The sequence below is a fragment of the Candidatus Neomarinimicrobiota bacterium genome, assembly GCA_018647265.1.
In the GTDB taxonomy this organism is placed as follows: Bacteria; Fidelibacterota; Marinisomatia; order Marinisomatales; family TCS55; genus TCS55.
In genome coordinates, this window is the sequence record JABGTK010000144.1 from 1 (window position 1) to 20457 (window position 20457).

The following is a 20457-nucleotide window of genomic DNA, read 5'->3' on the forward strand; positions in this document are numbered from 1 at the left end:
GCGGGGGGGGGGGGGCGATCGAATTGCTCTGTTTGGGGTATATCAATCTGCTCAATTATGATTTGAACTTCTTCATCCAACATCGAAGGTTTAACCGCCCGGGGGAAAATCAAGAATGTAAAGATGAGAAGGGCTATTCCTGCAAAGCTAGTTATCCGGACAACAATTGGGTAAAGAAACTTTAGGGCAGCTGATTGTTCAGTGCGCATATTAATCTACCGCCGTTTTTGATGAATAATTTAGTTTCAATGCGTCAGCTTTTCTCAGTTCCGTATGGATGTCGCTAATCAATCCCATTTTTGCTCTTTCATCTGCTTTAAGCGAAATGACAAGTTGAGGGTCGGATACACGTTTTTCATACATCACGTGCCTAACTCCATCAGAAGCATAAAGTTTATCTTCAATTGAAATCAATCCTTCTTTAGAAACCCAAATGTGGGATGTGTGACGTTTTGATTTCAATTTTTCAATCCGCTTGGCTTTCGGAAGCGAAATAGGAAGTCCAGAATATTCTCGTAAAACTGTTGTAACCATAAAAAAGATTAACAACATAAAAATGATGTCCGGCATAGAGGCCGTTGGAATTTCTGAATCGATTTGTGTTTTTCTTTTAACCTTCATCAGTTAGACTCCGCAATCGATATACGCGTCGCGTTTGCTCTTTTCAATTGATCAATAACTGCAACATAATCTCGATAAGATGCCGCTTTGTGTGCTTTTACTGAAATTACGAGTTTGTCGTTTTCAACCAACTTTTGCCGAACAGTTTTTGACAGGTTTCTAATTTCAACACCCTCACCGCCAAGCAATACATTCCCCGTGGAGTTGATTAGACAGTTTAAAATATTCTTCTTGCTGATTTCTATTTCTTCACCTTCTGCCGGCAACACCATTCCCAACCCTTTGTCCATATCAATGGTTGTGGTTACCAAAAAGAATATCAAAAGCAAAAAAGCAATATCTGCCATTGAGGATGTAGGGATTTCGCCCCCTTTAAATCTTCGTTTTCCCGCCATGGGTTAACTACTTCTTGCTCTTTTTAGCAGCGTCTATTTCATAAAGCTGATCAACCAGCTTTAAGGAGTTTTCTTCCATGTCAAAAATTAGTTTATCAATTCTTGAAACAAAAAAGTTTTGGAAAATTTGGATGATCATAGCTGTAATCAGACCAAACGCTGTAGTCAAAAGCGCCTTTGAAATCCCGCCCGCAACAACCGCTGGTGAAATATCGTTGGCCGCTTTAATTGCATCAAACGCGTCAATCATACCCACAACTGTCCCTGTAAACCCGACCATGGGAGCAACGGTAATTACGGTATTCAGCCATATCATGTTTTTTTCAAGAAATGCCATTTCGAGCGAACCGGCATTTTGGATTGCTTTTTCCACGTCTGCCAAACCACGGTGAGCCCTTGAAAGACCGGCATGGAAAATTTCTGCCACGGGTCCCCGCGTTTCGTTACAAAGCTCAGCAGCCGCTGTAACACCGCTTTTATCCAAAGTTTCAGAAACATCTTTAAAAAACTTCTGGGAATCTATAGATGAAACAACAAGCGAATATGCTCGTTCTAAAGCAAACCCAAGTCCGAACACTAGTGATACCAATATGGGCCACATAAATGTGCCACCATCAATGAAATATTGAACCATTCTTTTCTCCTTTTAAGTCATATACGTAGTTGAAGTTATCCCTTACCTCTAAGGAAAGTCAATTGTTAAGCGCGAGAATTTAATAGCTATCAGCCAAGAATGCATCAGCTTCGTTAAAATGTTTTAGGGCATCCATAACTTGGTTGTCAGACGCGACTCTAATACCCCAAAGTTCATTTCGGCCCCACATAGCCCCGGCTATTTCTGATTTGAGAATTGTACGTAAGTAAGCCTCATTTTCATTTATTCCGCTTGAATCAAAATCAACATTTTCATTTTTTACAAATGATAAAAAATCTCCCAAGGCTTTTTGTGGAAGCTCCCACTCACTTTGAAATATTCTAAAGTTGTCCGGCAAATCTTTTTGGGCCCTTACAAAAGCAGCACTCCAATTAAACATCGGACGAGTTGGGTTGCTTAAAATTCCTCTGGTGGTATCGTTTAATTTTAAATCCCAAGGAATATGGACATCAGGGGTAATTCCACCGCCACCATAAACCGTTCTGCCTGCTCGTGTAGAAAATGGTGGCCGAAGCTTTTTGAGAGAATCCAGTTTTTCTTCGCGGTCTTCTTCATATAATTCGCGATAATAATCTTCAAGATTGCCATTATTAAAAGGGCGTTGAATCAATCTTCCGCTGGGAGTATAATATCGAGCAATGGTTACGCGAATTGCCGATCCGTCAACAAGAGGCCTTTGGCTTTGAACCAGCCCTTTTCCAAAACTGGTTTCACCCACAACCAAGCCTCGGTCTAAATCTTGAATGGCGCCGGCAACAATTTCACTAGCACTAGCGGAGCCGCGGTTAATTAATATAATAACAGAAAAATCTTCATTCCCCTTTTGGGGTGATGCAACAAAGGCTTGTTCCGCTTTTTTGTTTTTCCCTCTTGTGTAAACCAAGGTATCCCTGCGGGCGATAAAAATATTGGCAACTTCCGCAGCCTGGTCCAATATCCCGCCACCATTATTCCTCAAATCAAGAATCATTCTATCCATGCCTTGGCCTAACAGTTTGTTCATGGCCTTGCGGACCTCCGGTCCTGATTTTGCAGAAAACCTTGTGAGCCAAACATAACCCGTTCTATCGTCTAACATAACGCTAGCGCGAACACTATACAATGGTATATCGTCTCGAATAATGGTTACATCAAATGGATTCGTACCTATTCGTCCAATTTTTAGATTGACCCGAGTGCCTTTTTTGCCGCGGAGTTTTTTATAAACATCTTCCCGTTCAATTCCTTTCGCACTTTCGCCGTCAATTTCAACAATCCAATCGCCAGCCCGAATTCCTGCCTTTTCTGATGGACCACCAATAACCGGCGCAATCACTGTTATGTAATTATTTAGGATGTCGAACTCTATACCAATCCCTTGAAATTCCCCGCGAAACATTTCGTTAATATTTTTCTGGTCTTTTGCTGAAATAAATATGGAGTGGGGGTCCAGTTGATCCATTATCCCCTTGAATGCGCCATCCATAAGCATTTCCATATCTATATCTTCGTAATAGAGTTGATTTACATAATTCAGAATCTGGGTCATCACTTTGAATTTCTTCTCAACTATAGAATAGGGGTTTTTCTGAGTAGAAGAAATTGCCTGTGTGAAAGGAAATGCAATAAGTAGCCCTGCCGTTATCCCAGCCAAAAGGGTCCACTTTGAAAAGTTTTTTCCTTTATTCATATAATTAATCTGTCTCTATAGGCCGAAATAAATGACAGTTCGAATTGTTATCCCCTGGAGGGCTGATTTGGGCGAATCATTAATTGGAATGTGCCCATTCAGTTTCCACTTTCCGGCACCAATGGTTCCCTTGTTATATCCGGCGCTAATTCGTAAACCCATCCGATCAAGAAATTGCCATTTAATTGCAACATAAGGCTGAAAATTAAAAAATGTGCTACTCAACTCTGTCATAGATCCGTTCACGTTGATGGGACGCAACCCTTCCGCACGAAAGGTGTGCGCCGCCTCAGCGTATGTTCTTCCGAGTGTGTCCAGCTCAACAAATACACTGTTATCGGAAATATATCCAAACATGCTTTTGCCAAAATCATTCCATTTGGGAGTACCAATGTGTTGATCAACAGATAGGGTGTAGCGGCCGAGGCCCATTAAAGCGCCGGCCATAACTTCTAAATCTCTATAAACAGGAAAAACATATTCGATTGTCATGGCGCCCATTAAAAAATTTAAGCGCGCCTTTACAGATAAATTATCTGAAAAGGGATACAGTGTGTCACCTTTTGCCCCAATGGCCGGTTCTTTGTATCCCGCAATACTGTCCCAGTCTGCATATAAATGAATATCAAATACATTACTGACTTGGGCTGCGCCAATTCCCGCGTATCCACCCAATCGCCAAGGGCCAGACATTTGGGCAAACCCCTCGCCGCCATGAAAAACCAATGGCCGTGAGGAAAGATCCCTCACGTCCAAGCCAAGCTCCGTTAACAGGTTTCCCCCAGGGACAGAATCCAGCACCATATACATTGTGCTAAACCCAATGCCACCACCATAGGCTGTTTCTGTTGGGTAAATGTCTCCCTGAGCTGTTGCCAGAGAAAACATAAGGGCTAGTATTGTAATTGTTTTTTTCATCAAGTTCAAAAAGAGGGCAAACAATGAGCATTCAATTTATTCCGTATGTTTCTAATATCGAAAGATAATTGTTAATTTTCCTTTCGAATTTAAGTGGCCTTTCCCTTGATATATTCGACGGTGAGAACCTATATTTCAGGGAACCTGTAGGTAAGGGTATTCACATTATCATAGTAACGCTCCATCTTTTATCCGTTTTAAATGTCTGGAGGAAACCTATTGTTTTTTAGGTATTCCGCCCGATTCTTTGTTTTTGCCTGTAGATTGCTGGCTGCCGGGAACTTGTACATTTTTGGAACCTTTGATCTTAACAATAATGGGAAAAGTGAAATATTAAAAGTTGGTGGCCTTGTCGCTCCTTTAGAATATGTAGAATTGGACAGTAATGGGGCCCATGAAACCCTCTGGACCTTTACGCCAGACAGTGGTGGAATTATTATAGATGCAAAATTTAGCGATTTAAATCAGGATGGCGGCGTAGAGTTGGTTGTTATAATACAGTCCGGGAATAATTCTGAATGGATAAAGGTTTTTGAATGGAACGGTTCAGGTTTTTCTTCAAATCAAAAATCAATTCGAAATGGTGCTCCCGGAACAGACAAGATTCGGCCATCAAACCTAACTTCATACTCAAATCTATTTTCTGTTTCTATGCTGTCCCCCTCCCGACGAGCCGATCTTTTTACCCTCCAGATTAAGAATGGGGTTCTCGAAAAATCAAACAGTCTTGCCCAGTCAGCCCCGCTGGTAAAAAATGGATACGGTCCTGTTTATACGGGTCTGTTTTCTGGTGAGGGCGAAACATTCGTTGCTCTCGTTAGCCCAGAGGGCAATGTTCTTAAAACGACTGTGTTTTCCGTGTCAACCCCGGGGAAAGAAATAGCCTCGGATATTCTTGTCGTAAACGGCGCGCGCGTTGTTCTTGGTCCGGATATCCAACCTTTTGATGAAGATAAAGATGGACAAGATGAGCTGTTAATCCCATTTGCTACGGGCGAAGTTTATGTTCTCGGTCTTACTGATAACGGACTAACTTTTACGGAAAGCCGCCTAAGTCAATCTGGGTTATTTGGAATGAAATCAGCGGCCGGGGAAATTGAGATCAACAATACTATTTTAGCCCGGATAGAAAATGGATTGTATGATTCCATCGCTGATGATACACAACCAGAGATAAACGATTCGCTCTTAATCCTCGTTTCAGACACACTTATGCTGGGCGACACATTGAATCTGTACCTATTGCCAGACTCTACATCGGACTTTTATAGTTTTAACTGGCGGTCCCTCCCTCCGCCCGGAATGAGCTTTAACCCCGACAGCTATACATTAAATTGGGTTCCAACCCGGGACCATGTCGGTGTGGTGGATGTTTCTTATGCGCTAAAAATGCGTCTAAGGGAAGAATTGATGAGTGGGGAAGACGCCTTTGGAGACACGCACCACATGCACCCCATATTGATGGGTAGCGATTCCTCTATGATCATTTTGGTGGGTGATACAATTAAACCGCCGGAACCCTTTATTCTAATACCTTCGCGTTTTCACAGAACAACAATTACAACAAAAGATATCGATGAAAAAGACCGCTTTGTTTTTGAGGGAGAAACACCTTTCGGCGCTAGTAGTGCTAATATAAATGGTGTCATCTCTGTTGGTGTTACCGTAGACCTAAGTGCGGTTAAACAGGACAAAACATCTGCCTTTAATTTTAAATCTTCGGCGGAAAAACCCGATTCTGTTGTAACTCTAACGTTAATCCACGATTTGGACAGCAATATTCTATACACCTCCCTTTCCCCCCCCTTGGATACTATCCCACAATCCTTTGACCCTGAGGGGATGAATACATCTTTCAACCAATATCCAGAATATTTTTTTGAAGGGTTTCCTTCAAGTTTAAGTTTGGAATCAGCTGGCACAGGGATGTTAACTCTTTTAAAATCTGACCAAAAAATATCTGGAAATATTTCTCTGTCTTCACCTCTTAATAACCAAGATCATGAAATAACCGTTTCTTATTATGGTGGTCGTCCTTACGCCATACGCGGAGAAGTTACTATTAAAGAAAACGGTTCCCACAAAACTCTGACGGAAATTGATTTTGACACCTCCTTTTTTCCCTTGCGAATTTTTACCTCTTTACAGAAAGCTTACCGGGATACATTCGTTTTTCATGCGGACTCAATTCCCGATACTCTGAAAGCAAACACAGATTTTCGAACTTTTTATTCTCCGGCCATTGAGCTACAAGATAAAACATCGGTTGACACCACTCATACAATAGCTTTGCCGACTAAAATTCTTGAATCAACCGAACCTATTCAATCCGATTCAATTCGTGTTGAGGCCGCATCTTCTGATTCAATGGAGGTTTCCCCGTTGGGTTCAATCGCTATGCCCCCCGATACCTTATCTGTTGCGCCCGGTGAACCAGCTCCGATCAATCCTAATTCAATCGTTCTTCCTGAAGCAGTGGCGGATAGTACATGAAAACTTTGAAACTCATTATTGCCGTCATCTTTGTTGTTCTTGCCAATCTTTTTGGACAGGGGTTAAAGATTACTCACATGGAAGGCACCTATGATTTGGATGGCGATGGCCTACAAGAGTTTGTTTCTGTAGAACTTGGCGTTTCAGTAAATAAAAAACTCTCAGTTATTCGTTATTATGAACTTGATGAAGATGGTTACCAAAAAATGTCTTGGGAGCTTGAAGCTCCCGATGGGTTGCTCGGAAGTTTTATCGATGTTGAATTGGGAGATTTAGATGGGGATGGTATTCCTGAATTAATCACCGTTTCAAACCTCGCTGAGCCAAACCAAGATGAGCTCCTTCAGCCTGTTGCTTTTTATTATTATTGGGATGGAGAGCGCTTCAGTGAAGAGGCTGGCAGCGTTCTAAACCTTTCCGGTGGCAGAAATTTTGTACGTGCACATAATTTTGTTCTCATGGATTATGATGGTGATATGGACCAGGAATTGGTCGTGTCGTTGGGTAGCCCATTGCGAGAAATTGTTATTCTTGATTTAAATGGCAACAATGAGTGGGTGGTGAAACAAACGGTTAAACCAAATGGGATGCGGTCAGGAATTGCCGCTATTTATGTTACTGTTGTAGATTGGAATAGAGACGGGTATGATGAAATAATTGTTTTATCTCCAGAGGGAGATGTGCTACGAACACAGCCTTTTTATAATATTGGATCTGAATTGGTCATGGGCGACGGACAGGAAACACCCATCCCTGGCTTAGACGGCTTAATCCCAACGGCAATTTCTGTAACAGATTGGGACAAAGATGGTACGGCTGATGTTCTGCTCCCTTTTTATAACGGCAATATTATTAGCTTAACTTTGGCAGATGATTATTTATCGGTTGAAAAATTGCCCATAGAGGGTGGGCCTCTTTCTGAAATGCGGGTCTCTGATTTTAACCAAGACTCCTATGATGACCTATTATTAGTGTCCGGTGACATGAATATCCTAACGCTGGCCTATGGTAGTATAGACGGTCTTGTTGACCCGGCAGAATATTTTACCCTAGAGGATGAGGACGAACTGGGATCACAGGTGTTTTCAGCGCTTCCAATTATTATGGGGGGTATTTATACCGGATCTGTTATTGCTGCCGGATGGAATGGATATGAAACAGATTTGTTTTTGACTCAACTTGGCCACGGCCCCAAACCAAAAAGGCCTGATGTGGCGGGCGCTCAGCCGCAAGGTCAAGACGTCCTTGATGTTTTTCCACATATTCCGAAAGATGAAATTTCTTTACCCCAAATTCCAAAACCACTCGAAACTATGGGCCAACCACTTCCTCGGGGCGTCTTACCAAGACACGTTTTAACCGTTAATCAATCTTTTGCATACACACTTCCCGAAGAGGAAAAGAAAGAATTTTACAGTTTCCGTTGGCTACAGCCACCACCCAATGGAATGTTTTTTCATTATGATTCCCGTTCAATTCGCTGGGTGCCCCACGAGGCGCAGCTAGGCGCTTACAAGTTGGCTTACCACGTTGAGCGAAAGCTGGGCGAAGAAGTAACACCAATGACAGCCAAAGAAGATTCTCTCCTGACATATAAAGTTGTTCCCAATCTTGAGGGTGACGATGAGCGTCTTTGGATTTATGTAAACGATCCTCCCATCATTGCCACTGAGCCGTTCGGGACAGAGTTTGTTGCTGGTGACACCTTTATATATAAACCCATTGTTTTAGATAGAAACCCCGACGTGTCTCTCAATTACCAACTGGAGGCCTCTCCGCAAGGAATGATGCTTGGTGAAGATGGCACATTGTTTTGGCAAACCGATTCTTCACATATTGATGTTTATGATGTTAGAGTGGTGGTTAGCGATGGCTTTGACCGCGCCACGCAAAACTTTTCTCTCTTTGCTCGGGCGGGTGTAAAAATTTTATCTGAAGCGCCACTGGACGCTACCGTGGATGAGCCTTACCGCTATAAAGTGGATATTTGGCGCCCCGACTTGGAGCATATCCTCGCTTTTGGTCTTACTGCAATGCCCGAAGGTATGTCAATTAACAAATCCGGCGTTATAACGTGGACACCTTTGGTTACTCAAATTGACACACAACGTTTTACCGTTCGGGTTAACCATGGCATTGCTATTGATTCTCAAACGGTTGCTGTATATGTAAATCATCCTCCCGTTGTTGAGGTGGCACCCTTGAGTATGAATGTTATTAATCTTGGTGAGGAATACCGTTTTCAATTGGACATTTCAGACCCGAACATAAAAGACGATCTAGTTTTCACCGCCCACGAAATGCCTGAAGGTATGCGCATGGATCCCTTTGGCGGTATGATTCATTGGGAACCCACCCAAACCAATGTTGATTTCTCGCACTTGATGATTGAGGTTGGTGATGGCCGCGTCACCCGATTGATCGAAGCTGATTTTTATGTTAATGCCCCAATAAATATTGTTTCAATCCCACCAATGCAAGGCGAGGTTGGCCAATCCTACCAATACCAAATAATGACATCGGACATGAACCGTGGCGCTTTACTACCCTACAATCAGGTGGTTCCCCTTGAGTTCACAGAAAATTATCGCATTTATTCAATCCAAATCAGTGATGATGTTTATATTGAAAATATTGACCGATATTTAATGGATTGGCAAAACGCCGAAACCGTTTATTTAACCGAATTTGAAGAAACGGACACCCTTTCATTGGAGGTTTCCCGTTTAAATTTAAAAAAGTATGTTCATTCGGTTTTTTGGGAAGGTGACCGATTAAACATTATTGTTGAATCCGTGGACGACCGGACCATTGCAATAAAAGATATTCTTTGGGAATTCTTCCAAGGAAACCGGGGGCGCCCCCCGAAGGTTATGGCTAGAAAATTGAGCCCCGTGAAATATACCCTTCTCGAGTTCCCCGATGGGATGGAGGTTGACGAATATACCGGAACAATATCATGGACGCCCACACCAGATCAAGTAGATAAACAACAAGTTTCATACCTTGTTTCAGATGGATATACAAAAGATGAACAGTCATTCCAGGTTTATGTAAATCATCCGCCTGTTATCGTTTCTAACCCGCCCGTTTCAGCAATGGTTGGTGAGGTTTTTAAATATCAGCTTCAAATAGATGATAAAAATGAAGATGCCAATTTATTGTTTACTTTAATCAAAGCACCCCAGGGTATGCAAATGAGTAAAGGGGGGAAGGTGGTCTGGGTACCAAAGTCTGGACAAATAAATGAGAATCAGTTTACTGTCCAAGTTTCGGATGGATATCAAAACGATTCGCAGAATGGAAAGGTTTTTGTCAATATAAATCCAAACATTATATCTACGCCGCGGCCCGTTGCCCTTACCGGACATCAATACAAATATCGGGTCGTGGCGGAAGATTTAAACAAAGACAAGGTCGCTTACAAAGCGGTGAAGCTGCCAAAATATTCCACTTTTAATCGAAAGACTGGCGTTTTAAATTGGAAACCTCGGCCCAATCAACGAGGGCCCAATGATATAATTTTAATCGCCATGGATGAGCGTGGTGCCGTTACATCCCATGAATTTCAAATCCATGTATTTGAAGACCCCAGTGCGCGTCAAATGATTAACACCGGGTGGCCGTTACTGCTTTCCTTTGTGGGTGTAATGTTTGCCTGGGGTATGTCTCAGATTTAATAAGTCTTAAAAGCCAATTATATCTAATAGTTTTTTTTCTGCCTTTGGGCTGAGTTTGAATTCTGCCCCAATACTATATAGGTCAAGACCAGATAGTTTTAATTGGGTCAGCTTCACCATGTCTTTTTCGGTTGTTACAACAATGTCGGCCTTTAGTTTTTGTTGTTTCCTTTTTACTTCTTCAATATCCGATTGGCTATAATCATGATGGTCTATAAAAGCCAATTCTCCAACAATTTTTAACCCTGCCATTTTTAATGTTCGAAGAAACCCTTCATGATCACCAACCGCAGAAAGAGCAAGAACCCTTGTACCGCCGGAAAAGTTTTTCTCCTCACCTTTGTGTGAAGTAAGATTTCCACTTTCCAGGGTGCTCCTGATTTTAGGAAGTTTTGATGCCCTCACTAAGTATCTCAAAAACGGTGCCGGTTTTTTAAGATTTGATTTTGTTAGAATTAATATGTGGGCACGGCGTAAATGGATCCATGGTTCACGCAAAAACCCATAAGGTAAAAGCTTGTGGGTTGATCGGGTATCTTGGCTATTAATGAGTACAATATCAATATCCCGCTCTATGGCCCGGTGCTGGAAGGCGTCGTCCATGATAATTACATCTGGTTTAAACCTATCCACCAAAAACATACCTCCCCGGTGGCGGTTTTCATCAACAACAATCGGAATGTTTTTTAGGATTTGCGCCATAAGAGACGGTTCATCACCAAAGTTTTCCCAATCTTTGGCCTGTGATTTTCCGTCCGTTACCATTTGTGTCCCTGCTGTTTTCCGTCCGTATCCACGACTTAAAACAGCAACGGATTTCCCTTTTTTAGAAAGGAGTTTAGCCAAATAGATGACGGTTGGTGTTTTCCCTGTCCCGCCGGTGGTAATGTTGCCAACACTTATCACTTTGGCTGGTAGTTTCCTTGACACAAAAAAGCCCCTGTTATAAAAAAAGTTTCGCCAGAACAAGATGCCCCAATACAACATTGCCAACGGAAACAGGGAGTACCGGTATTTTAGTTCAATCGGTTGCTTCCACGCCGACACGCCAGTGAGCCTCTTTTTCCAGTTTGTTTAAAGCTTCGGTTAGTCTTTTAGCACAGTCTTCAAATTTATCAGATTTATTAAAAATCATTGGTTCACCATAAAGTTGTACGGTTCGTCCAAACGGTTTGTTTAAATAAAAGGTGTCCCAGTTTTTAAAGGCCCAATGCTTGGTGGATTGTCCGGCAGCGGGAATTACGACGGCGCCCGTTTTCTGGGCAGCGCGAATTGCGCCGGCTTTTGGAACCTTTGCGGGGCCCTGGGGGCCATCTGGGGTAATGGCGACAACATGTCCGGGTGTTTTTAATGCTAACAACATATCATCATATGCCTTTCTGCCACCATCGGTGGAAGAACCCCGGATTAGTTTCCAGCCCATCCTTGTACCAATTCGAGCTACAATTTCAGCGTCTGGGTAATGGTTTCCAGCCATACCATAAAATTGGTGCTTGGCCAGATTCATAAAAACGGTTAAAAGGGTATTGTGCCATGAAGCAATTATAACGGGCTTTCCACTGTTAATTGCTGCTTCATAATAATGTTCACCCTCAACTTCCCATTTGTTGGTATAATAAAAAAACCGCAAAATGGATGGGCCAACTCGCTCTCCAAACCAAACAAGAAACCGGTTTTTTAGCCTTTTTTCGTTTTCGGGATTAGCCACTGTTTGTTCTTTTTAAAATAAAATCTGCAGCCCGAGAATACACGCCCGGTAATCCTAACAAGCGACGTACTTCTTCGAATCCGTTTAACATCGCTCTTCTCTTGTGTGAATGTTCTAATAATGGTTTTATAGCACCCACTAAATTATTAACGGTTACGTTTTTTTGTAAAAATTCCGGTACAATTTCTCTTCCAGCAATAAGATTAACCATCGCAATGAAGGGTGATTTGTTTAGTCTTTTGGCAATTAGTCCGGATAAAGAAGACAGTTTATAACACACAACCTCTGGGGTGTCTAAAACAGCACATTCTAACGTTGCTGTGCCAGAAGCTGTTAAAGCTACTGTTCCAAAGGCTATGGCGGCTCGTGTCTCCTCTTTTTCGACCAACATCTCCAGTTTTGATTCGGGAATTGTTACACCGCCGGCTTTCCCAACAATTACTTTAAGCTCTGGCATGTCACGGCGTAAGGCCGCGACCGTTTCAACAAAGACTGGCCAATGGCGATCTATTTCTTGTTGACGGCTTCCGGGTAAAAGAGTAAGAATTTTATCCGATTCTTTTAAGTTGTGCTTGTTTAAAAATTGTGCCTTACCTGCTTTTGGCTGTTCAATTTCTGAAAATGGATGCCCAACATAATTTGTAGCAACTCCGCGAGATTCAAACCAATCCTGTTCAAAAGGAAAAATACACAAAGACTGGTCTATATATTTATGAAAAGACTTTATTCTGTTTTCTTTCCAGGCCCACAGTTGAGGTAAAATAAAATATGTTATAGGAATGTTCAGCCCCTGGCAATTTTTTGCTAAACGCAGATTGAAACCGGGGTAGTCAATTAAAATAATCCTGTCTGGGCGCAACTCTCTTAATCTTCCAAGGGACTCTCCCATTACATTCAGCATAAAGGGTAGGTGCTTAATCACTTCTGAAAATCCCATAATTGCCAATTGATCTGAATGATACATTTTATCGAGACCTTCGGCCACCATCCCGTCTCCTCCGTGACCAACAAAGTGGGAAGAAGGCTCTACTTTTTTGATGGCGCGTATCAGGTTGGCTCCGTGTAAATCACCGGAGGCTTCACCGGCAACAATAAAAAATGTGGTTTGACTCAAATTAACCCTCGTTTTGATTCATGAACCTGAACCCGCCAGTCTTATGAAAAGAATTGAATCCTGAGGGAAATTAAAATCAGAATAAAAGAAACGTTTTGTAGTGTCCGTTTTTCGGTTTTTATGGTCTTCATTATTCCAGAGCGCTTTCGGGTATCTGGACTGTTCCACGGTGACAGCCGTGGAAAGATTGCCGGAACATTGGCTTTAAAATCAAGATATTCGGGGCCGAATAATTTATCCAAGGTTTCTTCCTCAAGAGAAATTATGAGTGAATATTGAATCAGAAAAAATGAAAAAGTTGTTGCTGCCATTAGCCAAACATTTGCAGCGCCAGCCATCATAACAATGCCCACATACATGAACATATTCCCCACATAAAGCGGGTTTCTTACAAAAGCATATGGACCCGACGAGCAGAGTGCCGGCGCGCCAACGTTCCTTGTCCTTGTTTCTCCGCCTGCATAGGATACAGCCCAGATTCGAATAAATTCTCCAATCAATAACAAGGAAAGACCGAAAGGTAAAAAGGCGTTCTCCGGTCTTGCAAAATAAACGATCATAACACCGATTGGAATTGGCGTATAGCTTCTGTATTTAAAGAAAAAGTTTCTAATATCCATTAATGTAAATCCTCAAGTATTTTATCATGAATTTGTATTGCAACATCCAAAGCGTTTCGCCCGTCTCGACCGCTTACAATTGGCGTCGCTTTTCCTTTTACAGATTCAATAAAATTCTGTAATTCCATTTTAAGGGCGTCGTGTTTTTTAATTGTGGGTTTTTCATAAAATATTTGTCGGTGTTTGCCGTCGGATTCAATTGGTGCAGACATTATTGCCGCTGGGTCCGATTCGTTGGCGTCCATCACCCTATAAACCTCTGTTAATCCAATCAAAAAATCGATTGTAATATATAAGTCCTGTTGAAATACTTTAATTTTTCTTACGCGATCCTTTGCAACCCGGCTGGAAGTAATACTAGCAACCGTGCCGTTTTCAAACCGAATCCTAGCGTTTGCCATATCTACTGAATCAGTCATAATAGAAACACCGCTGGCGTGGATGTGTTTTACTGGTGATTTTACGAAGGCGAGTACCAAGTCAATATCATGTATCATTAAATCAAGAACTACGGGAACGTCTGTTCCCCGGCTCATATAGGGGGCCAACCGCTGAACCTCTATGAATTTTGGGTTTATATCAAATTCAGATAGAGGTATCAAAGCCGGGTTTAGCCGCTCAATGTGCCCAACTTGAATAAGGGTCTTATTCTTTTCTGATAACTCGAGAAGCCAATCGGCTTCTTTAACTGTTTCGGTAATGGGTTTTTCTATAAAAACATGTTTACCATTTTTAATACAATCTTCGGCGACGTTTTTATGGTGTGAGGTGGGGGTTACAATTGATAGTGCGTCCGTCTTTTTAAGCAGTGACTTTAACGATTCAAAAGGTTTAGTATTAAATTTGTTCGCGATTTCTTTACATCGTTTTTGATCCACATCAAAAACGCCGACAAGATTAACATCTTTTAGGTGTGAATAGTGTTTGGTGTGGTGTTGACCAAGATGACCTACGCCTATCACGCCGACATTTATCATTTTATCTGTTTTGTTCATAATAATTGATTTAAAACGTGCGAAATTACTGCAGATAATTTATAGGATGGTATGGGTATAAATCCTTGCTTTTCAGCCCTTTCCTAGGCAATTTTCTGAGGATAAATCTGAGATTCTTCTTACTATTAACGCGGTATTCAATTATGAATAATAACATTAAGGCCGGGATTGGTCTGCTCGTTCCGGCAACGGCAGTTGTTGCTTTCTTTTTTTCAATCTTCACAGAAAATTATTTATTAGGCATCTTTCTGTCTATTTCTGGTGTTTTGGTCTGGTTCCTCTACACGGCAGTCATGGAAACCCAAATGCCAAGCGTCACGGGTAATATAATAATTTTATTCGGCGTTCTGCTTTCTTTTGCTGTTTTTTTAAACTATGGTTGGGAAAGAAACATGTTTGGTGGTTTCGTTTTTAATATAGAGGGGGGGGTGGGATCGGCTGTTTTGCTTTTTTTTTCTGTCCTTCTCGGTGTTTTATTTAAAAACAATACGCCTGTTTTGTCTACACCCGAAGGCTCTGATTCTGCATCCCTTTTGGTTCCCGAAATAAATTCCGCGCCAGAAGAGGTGGGTGGTCCGACCGAAGAAGGGTTAGACGATTCGGATCTTGGTGATGGGGGTGAGGGCTATTCTCCGAATGATTATGCAGACTATTATGAGGAATATTACCAAGATTATCAAGACGAAGAAGAGTAGGGGGTTTTTAATTTATCGCAAAGGATAATTCGTTTTTTAATTCCCCCACTAATGCGCCGAGCCGTTGGTCTTTTTTTGTCTTATTCCCCATAACCCTACAGGCGTGTAAAACAGTAGAGTGGTCTCTTCCTCCAAAATGCATGCCAATACTAACAAGCGGGGTTCCCAAAATTTCTCGACACAAGTAAATGGATATCTGTCTGGCCTCTGCAATTTCCATTTTCCTGCTCGCCCCAACAATGTCTCTTTCTTTTATGTGGGTTGTTTCTGATACTCGCCGAACAATCTCTTCAACTGTTAAATCTGAAACAACCTTTGATCCCAATCTTTCTTTAACAACTTTTTTGGCTAGGTCATAATCAATTTCTTTGTTTGACAAGGAAGAGTGGGCCAACAGTCGAATAATTGTGCTTTCAAGGTCTCTTACGTTTGATTTGATGTGGGTTCCTATCAGTTCAATTATATCATATGGAAGCTTTAGACCATTTTGCTCTGCTTTTTCCATTACAATAGCCACCCTTGTTTCAAAGTCCGGGGGTTGGATATCCACTGCAAGGCCAGATTTAAACCGGGATAACAGCCTGTCTTGTAAACCAACCATTTCACCGGGATATCTATCTGCTGTCATTACAATTTGTTTCCCAGCTTGAAACAATTCATTAAAGGTATGAAAAAATTGCTCTTGGGTTTGCTCTTTTCCTTGAAAAAATTGAATATCATCAATTAATAATATGTCTGCATTTCTATATGATTTAGAAAATTCAGCCGTTCTGTTTTTTTGAATTGATGAAATAAATTCTAAAGTGAATTTTTCACTGGAGGCACAAACGACTCTTTTCTTTTGTCTTTCATTAAAAACCTTATTGCCAATTGCGTGTAAAAGGTGGGTTTTCCCCATGCCAACACCACCATAAATAACTAGGGGGTTAAATGCTTGCTTTCCTGGCGTTTCTGCAACGCTTAACGCTGCTGCTTTTGCAAATTGGTTGTGTCCGCCCTCTATAAATGAAGCAAAATTATATTTTTCATTTAAATTAGCCTTTTTAATGTGGGGGGCAACCTCCTTTACGGAAGACTTTAGGTTTCCCTCTATATTGTTTTTAATCGATCCTTCTGGTGAAACTGTGTATTTAATAGTAAGCGGGGCCGGATAGAAATCAGCAGTTTCCTTTTGAATAACGCTTTTATAATGAGACTGTATCCATTCAAAAAAGAACTGGTTTGGAACTTCCAAAATAAGCTCATCGTTGTTAAACCCTATAGAGGCGATTGGATCAAACCAAGTTGAATAGGCGTGTGCAGGCTGGGTTTTTCGAAGGGATTTTTTCGCCTTTTCCCAAAGATCTAAATGGTTCATATATAAGTTTTCCACATGTTTTCCACAATCATATTAATCCCAATTTATGCCCCTTTTCTATTGTACAACAATTGTCTTTTTGCTTGTTTTGTAGTTATTTCTTCGTCCAATATTTTTTAACCATTTCCTTTGGTCTTTTTTAAGAGTTTGGGTATTTTCCCCGGCTAATTTTGGAGTAATAATGAAGCGTACATATCAACCAAGCAAAAGAAAAAGAAAAAACAAACATGGCTTCCGTTCGCGGATGTCATCGGTGGGTGGGAAAAAAGTGCTCGCTCGCAGAAGAAGAAAAGGAAGAAAGTCTCTTTCTGCTTAAGTCTCTCGCCTTATTTATGGGCATTATTAACAAAAGTCTCAATTCCATATTTATCGGAGCAATTAAGTTATACCAGATAACGCTATCGCCGTTTCTGGGCAACAATTGCCGGTTTCGCCCAACTTGTTCTCAATATGGAATTGGCGCTTTTAGGTCTTTACCTTTTCTAAAAGCAGTTTTTTTAACAACCAAACGGATTCTTCGCTGTCACCCTTTTTCCGGTGGCGGCATAGACCCTGTTCCTAAATAATATGGACAGAAAAACCCTTCTCGCCTTTAGCTTAATTGCTATTGTTTTAATTTTAACCCCCTGGTATATGAACTTTGTGGCGCCACAACCCGAGGCCGTTCCACAAGATTCGGTCTCTCAGGTTGGTTCTCCTTCGACGTCGGAGCAGCTTAAAAATGGCGAGTCCACCAGTTTGGGTCCCATTAAAAGAAGAACACCAGATAATGATGAAAAATCCATCGTTATAAATAATGGACTATTCACAGCAACTCTAAGTAGTGCTGGTGGAGGTTCCTTCTCTTCTTTTGTTTTAAATAACTATGGTCGTTTTGATTCAACATCTGTTAACACTATAGACACATTCAACAAAGAAAATCTTATTCTTGGTTTTATTTCCTTGGATGGTGACAATGTTTTGTTAAATAAAAATTGGGATTTGGCAGAATCTTCGAAGTCTATTTCAGTCACAGGTAAACAGCGGTCTGTCCTTTTTAGTACCGTGTTTGATGGTTATTTAATTAAAAAAATCTTTACCTTTTATCCAAACACCTATAAAATTGGTGTTGATGTCTCCTTTGAACAGCCTGAAAAATTTATTTCCAGGGGACAATACACTTTATCGTGGAGCGGTGGGTTGGCTCCATCAGAAAAAAACATCAAAGACGATTTCACCCATTTTAAGGGATACGCTTATTTGGGAGACGAGTTGCTTGAGCCAACAGCAAAAGAAGGCCTTACCACTCAAGAAAAACAAACGGGTAAAACAAACTGGACCGCCGTTAAAACCAAATATTTTATTTCCGCAATTATACCAGACGACCCCGGAGTTGGTGCTTCTGTCGTAGGAACAATGGATGAAAACCGACCAATCTTTTCAACGCATTTAAGACAAAGCACTTCTGCCCGCGGTGGTTTTCACCTATATATGGGGCCCTTGGAATATAGCCGAATTCGAAATCTTGGTGTTGATTTAGAAAAAACCATGGATCTTGGTTGGACTATTATTCGTCCCCTTGGGCGGCTCGTTACTTGGTCTCTTACCAAAATGCATAGCGCCATACCAAACTATGGCATTGTTGTAATTATCTTTGCTATTCTTGTAAAAATACTATTGAACCCGTTGACTAAAAAAAGTTTTCAATCTACTCGTAAGATGCAGGAGGTTCAGCCCGAGATTCAAAAGCTTAAGGAAAAATATAAAAATGATCAGCAAAAGCTAAGCAAAGCCCAAATGGAGCTGTTCAAAGAACGTGGTGTAAACCCTATGGGTGGTTGTTTGCCTATGTTGCTTCAAATGCCCATCCTTATTACCTTTTTCTCTGTTTTTCGTTCTACCATTGAGTTTCGCGGTGCGCCGTTTTTTGGCTGGATCACCGATCTTAGCACGCCCGACACCCTGACAACAATTGCGGGATATCCTTTAAACGTTTTGCCCTTTTTAATGGGTATTACAATGTTTTTACAGCAAAAATTTATGGCCCCCTCTGGTGGTGGTACCCAGCAAAAAGTCATGATGTATTTTATGAATGTTTTTTTCCTGTTTATTTTTTATTCTTTTCCGTCTGGATTAAATCTTTATTATTCTGTTTTCAATATTTTATCAATTGTTCAACAAAAATATCTTACTCCAGCGCCAGCCATAACCTCTCCCCCGCCAAGTAAACTAAAGAAAAAATGACAACGGGTGACACGATTGTTGCGCCCGCAACTCCCTTTGGTTATAGTGGCATAGCTGTTATACGCATAAGCGGTCCCAATTCCTTTAATTATCTATCCGCGCTTTCTGGTAAAAAACAGCTTAACGACCGCGAAGCCACACTCTCTTCTTTAAAAGATGGGTCTGGCTCTCAAATAGACCGTTGTTTATTTACGGCGTTTTTTGGGCCCAAATCATACACCGGAGAGGACCTCGTTGAGATTTCTACCCACGGAAACCCTGCTGTTGTTGAAGATGTGGTTAATGCCTTTTGTTCTCTTGGGGCGCGCCCTGCGAATGCTGGTGAATTCACAAAAAGAGCTTTTCTTAATGGTAAAATGGACTTACTCCAGGTCGAGGCCGTCGCGTCTTTAATTCACTCTAAATCTGCTGAAAGCGCCCGCTGCCAACAAAAGATTCTTAAGGGGTCTCTTTCAGTTATTATACATGAAATTAGGGACCGACTAATTTCTTTACTGTCTCGGTTTGAATATCAAATGGATATTTCTGAAGAGGATAGCGTTCCTGGTGAGAACAGGTCCGCCTTCAAGGAGCTCACTTCTATTTTGGTGGTAATAGATCGTTTTAAAAACAATTTTTATCTTGGTCGTCTTTTAAATCGTGGCGCTTCTGTTGTTATTGTTGGTAAAACAAACGTGGGGAAATCTACGCTCTTAAACCTTTTTGCTGGATCCAGCCGTGCGATTGTTAGCGACATTCCAGGAACAACAAGAGATACGGTTGAGGTGGAACTTTTAATGGGGGGAGCACCAGTCCTTTTTATAGACACTGCCGGTATCCGGGAATCTGATGATATAATAGAAAAAATGGGTGTGGCTAGAGCAAAAGATCAAATTAACAACGCAGATCTTATTCTTTCCCTTACCGACAAGCCTCATTCTAAACATTTGTCTCACAATAAAACCCCCGTGTTGAAAGTTGTTAATAAATCAGACACAAACCGCACAAAAACCGACGATGGCGTTATACATATTTCTGCAAAAAACAATAGCGGGGTGGCTTTGCTGAAAAAAGAAATTTCTGTTGCCTTAGGTATAAACAAGATTTCTACTGAAGAAATGTACTTGTCCACCTCTCGACAACACCGCGCCATAAAAAGATGCTCTTCTTCTATTAAAAAAGCTCTCGCTTTATCAAAACACAACACTGTCGATTTGGAGCTTTTGTCTTTTGAGGTTCGCGCCTCCCTTGATTCAATCGATACTATATTGGGGAAAACATCCTCGGAAGATATTTTAAACCATGTTTTTAGTACCCTCTGTGTTGGAAAATAGT

The 20457-nt window shown here is 41.3% G+C and carries 18 protein-coding genes; 7 read left to right on the top strand and 11 right to left on the bottom strand.

Going from position 1 to position 20457, the window contains the following annotated elements:
• Window positions 1–210 precede the first annotated feature (210 nt).
• The 5 genes from HN459_08965 to HN459_08985 form a co-directional block, all read right to left on the bottom strand.
• Window positions 211–624: a biopolymer transporter ExbD gene (locus HN459_08965; protein MBT3479573.1), complete on the bottom strand. Its 414-nt coding sequence runs from the start codon at window positions 622–624 to the stop codon at window positions 211–213.
• Window positions 621–1016, bottom strand: coding sequence for a biopolymer transporter ExbD (locus tag HN459_08970; protein ID MBT3479574.1), 396 nt, complete (start codon window positions 1014–1016; stop codon window positions 621–623). The genes HN459_08965 and HN459_08970 overlap by 4 nt, the downstream gene beginning before the upstream one ends.
• Window positions 1017–1023: 7 nt before the next feature.
• Window positions 1024–1650, bottom strand: coding sequence for a MotA/TolQ/ExbB proton channel family protein (locus HN459_08975; protein ID MBT3479575.1), 627 nt, complete (start codon window positions 1648–1650; stop codon window positions 1024–1026).
• A gap of 79 nt (window positions 1651–1729) precedes the next feature.
• Window positions 1730–3340, bottom strand: coding sequence for a S41 family peptidase (locus tag HN459_08980; GenBank protein MBT3479576.1), 1611 nt, complete (start codon window positions 3338–3340; stop codon window positions 1730–1732).
• 15 nt (window positions 3341–3355) lie between these two features.
• On the bottom strand, window positions 3356–4258 hold the full coding sequence (locus HN459_08985; GenBank protein MBT3479577.1) for a hypothetical protein: 903 nt from the start codon (window positions 4256–4258) through the stop codon (window positions 3356–3358).
• Window positions 4259–4477: 219 nt separating this feature from the next.
• On the opposite strand from HN459_08985, the gene HN459_08990 reads away from it, so the two are divergent.
• The gene (locus HN459_08990; protein ID MBT3479578.1) at window positions 4478–6751 is read left to right on the top strand and encodes a hypothetical protein; all 2274 of its coding nucleotides are present in this window, start codon (window positions 4478–4480) and stop codon (window positions 6749–6751) included.
• The gene (locus HN459_08995) at window positions 6748–10431 is read left to right on the top strand and encodes a VCBS repeat-containing protein (GenBank protein ID MBT3479579.1); all 3684 of its coding nucleotides are present in this window, start codon (window positions 6748–6750) and stop codon (window positions 10429–10431) included. Before HN459_08990 ends, HN459_08995 begins: the two co-directional genes overlap by 4 nt.
• A gap of 6 nt (window positions 10432–10437) precedes the next feature.
• Here the strand turns inward: HN459_08995 and lpxK are convergent, their stop codons facing one another.
• From lpxK to HN459_09020, 5 genes are read right to left on the bottom strand one after another with little or no spacing between them, the layout of a single operon-like run.
• Window positions 10438–11478, bottom strand: a complete 1041-nt coding sequence (lpxK, locus tag HN459_09000) for a tetraacyldisaccharide 4'-kinase (GenBank protein MBT3479580.1) — start codon at window positions 11476–11478, stop codon at window positions 10438–10440.
• The gene (locus tag HN459_09005; protein ID MBT3479581.1) at window positions 11453–12139 is read right to left on the bottom strand and encodes a lysophospholipid acyltransferase family protein; all 687 of its coding nucleotides are present in this window, start codon (window positions 12137–12139) and stop codon (window positions 11453–11455) included. The genes lpxK and HN459_09005 overlap by 26 nt, the downstream gene beginning before the upstream one ends.
• A complete protein-coding gene (lpxB, locus tag HN459_09010; protein MBT3479582.1) occupies window positions 12132–13253 on the bottom strand; it encodes a lipid-A-disaccharide synthase in 1122 nt (373 codons plus the stop codon). The genes HN459_09005 and lpxB overlap by 8 nt, the downstream gene beginning before the upstream one ends.
• 41 nt (window positions 13254–13294) lie before the next feature.
• Window positions 13295–13873 carry an isoprenylcysteine carboxylmethyltransferase family protein gene (locus HN459_09015; GenBank protein ID MBT3479583.1) on the bottom strand — a complete coding sequence of 193 codons (579 nt, stop codon included), beginning with the start codon at window positions 13871–13873 and terminating at the stop codon, window positions 13295–13297.
• Entirely contained in the window at window positions 13873–14868 is a 996-nt protein-coding gene (locus HN459_09020; protein ID MBT3479584.1) for a Gfo/Idh/MocA family oxidoreductase, read from the bottom strand. The genes HN459_09015 and HN459_09020 overlap by 1 nt, the downstream gene beginning before the upstream one ends.
• A 143-nt stretch (window positions 14869–15011) precedes the next feature.
• On the opposite strand from HN459_09020, the gene HN459_09025 reads away from it, so the two are divergent.
• The gene (locus HN459_09025) at window positions 15012–15563 is read left to right on the top strand and encodes a hypothetical protein (protein ID MBT3479585.1); all 552 of its coding nucleotides are present in this window, start codon (window positions 15012–15014) and stop codon (window positions 15561–15563) included.
• A 7-nt stretch (window positions 15564–15570) separates the two neighbouring features.
• On the opposite strand, the gene dnaA is transcribed toward HN459_09025, so the two are convergent.
• Window positions 15571–16935: a chromosomal replication initiator protein DnaA gene (dnaA, locus tag HN459_09030; GenBank protein MBT3479586.1), complete on the bottom strand. Its 1365-nt coding sequence runs from the start codon at window positions 16933–16935 to the stop codon at window positions 15571–15573.
• A 166-nt stretch (window positions 16936–17101) separates the two neighbouring features.
• Between dnaA and rpmH the strand changes: the two genes are divergently transcribed.
• The 4 genes from rpmH to mnmE are packed head-to-tail and all read left to right on the top strand — an operon-like array spanning window position 17102 to window position 20456.
• The gene (gene rpmH, locus HN459_09035) at window positions 17102–17236 is read left to right on the top strand and encodes a 50S ribosomal protein L34 (GenBank protein MBT3479587.1); all 135 of its coding nucleotides are present in this window, start codon (window positions 17102–17104) and stop codon (window positions 17234–17236) included.
• 16 nt (window positions 17237–17252) lie between these two features.
• Window positions 17253–17486: a membrane protein insertion efficiency factor YidD gene (gene yidD / locus HN459_09040; GenBank protein ID MBT3479588.1), complete on the top strand. Its 234-nt coding sequence runs from the start codon at window positions 17253–17255 to the stop codon at window positions 17484–17486.
• A gap of 1 nt (window position 17487) precedes the next feature.
• A complete protein-coding gene (gene yidC / locus HN459_09045; GenBank protein ID MBT3479589.1) occupies window positions 17488–19143 on the top strand; it encodes a membrane protein insertase YidC in 1656 nt (551 codons plus the stop codon).
• Window positions 19140–20456: a tRNA uridine-5-carboxymethylaminomethyl(34) synthesis GTPase MnmE gene (gene mnmE / locus HN459_09050; protein ID MBT3479590.1), complete on the top strand. Its 1317-nt coding sequence runs from the start codon at window positions 19140–19142 to the stop codon at window positions 20454–20456. The genes yidC and mnmE overlap by 4 nt, the downstream gene beginning before the upstream one ends.
• The last annotated feature ends 1 nt before the right edge of the window (window position 20457 follow it).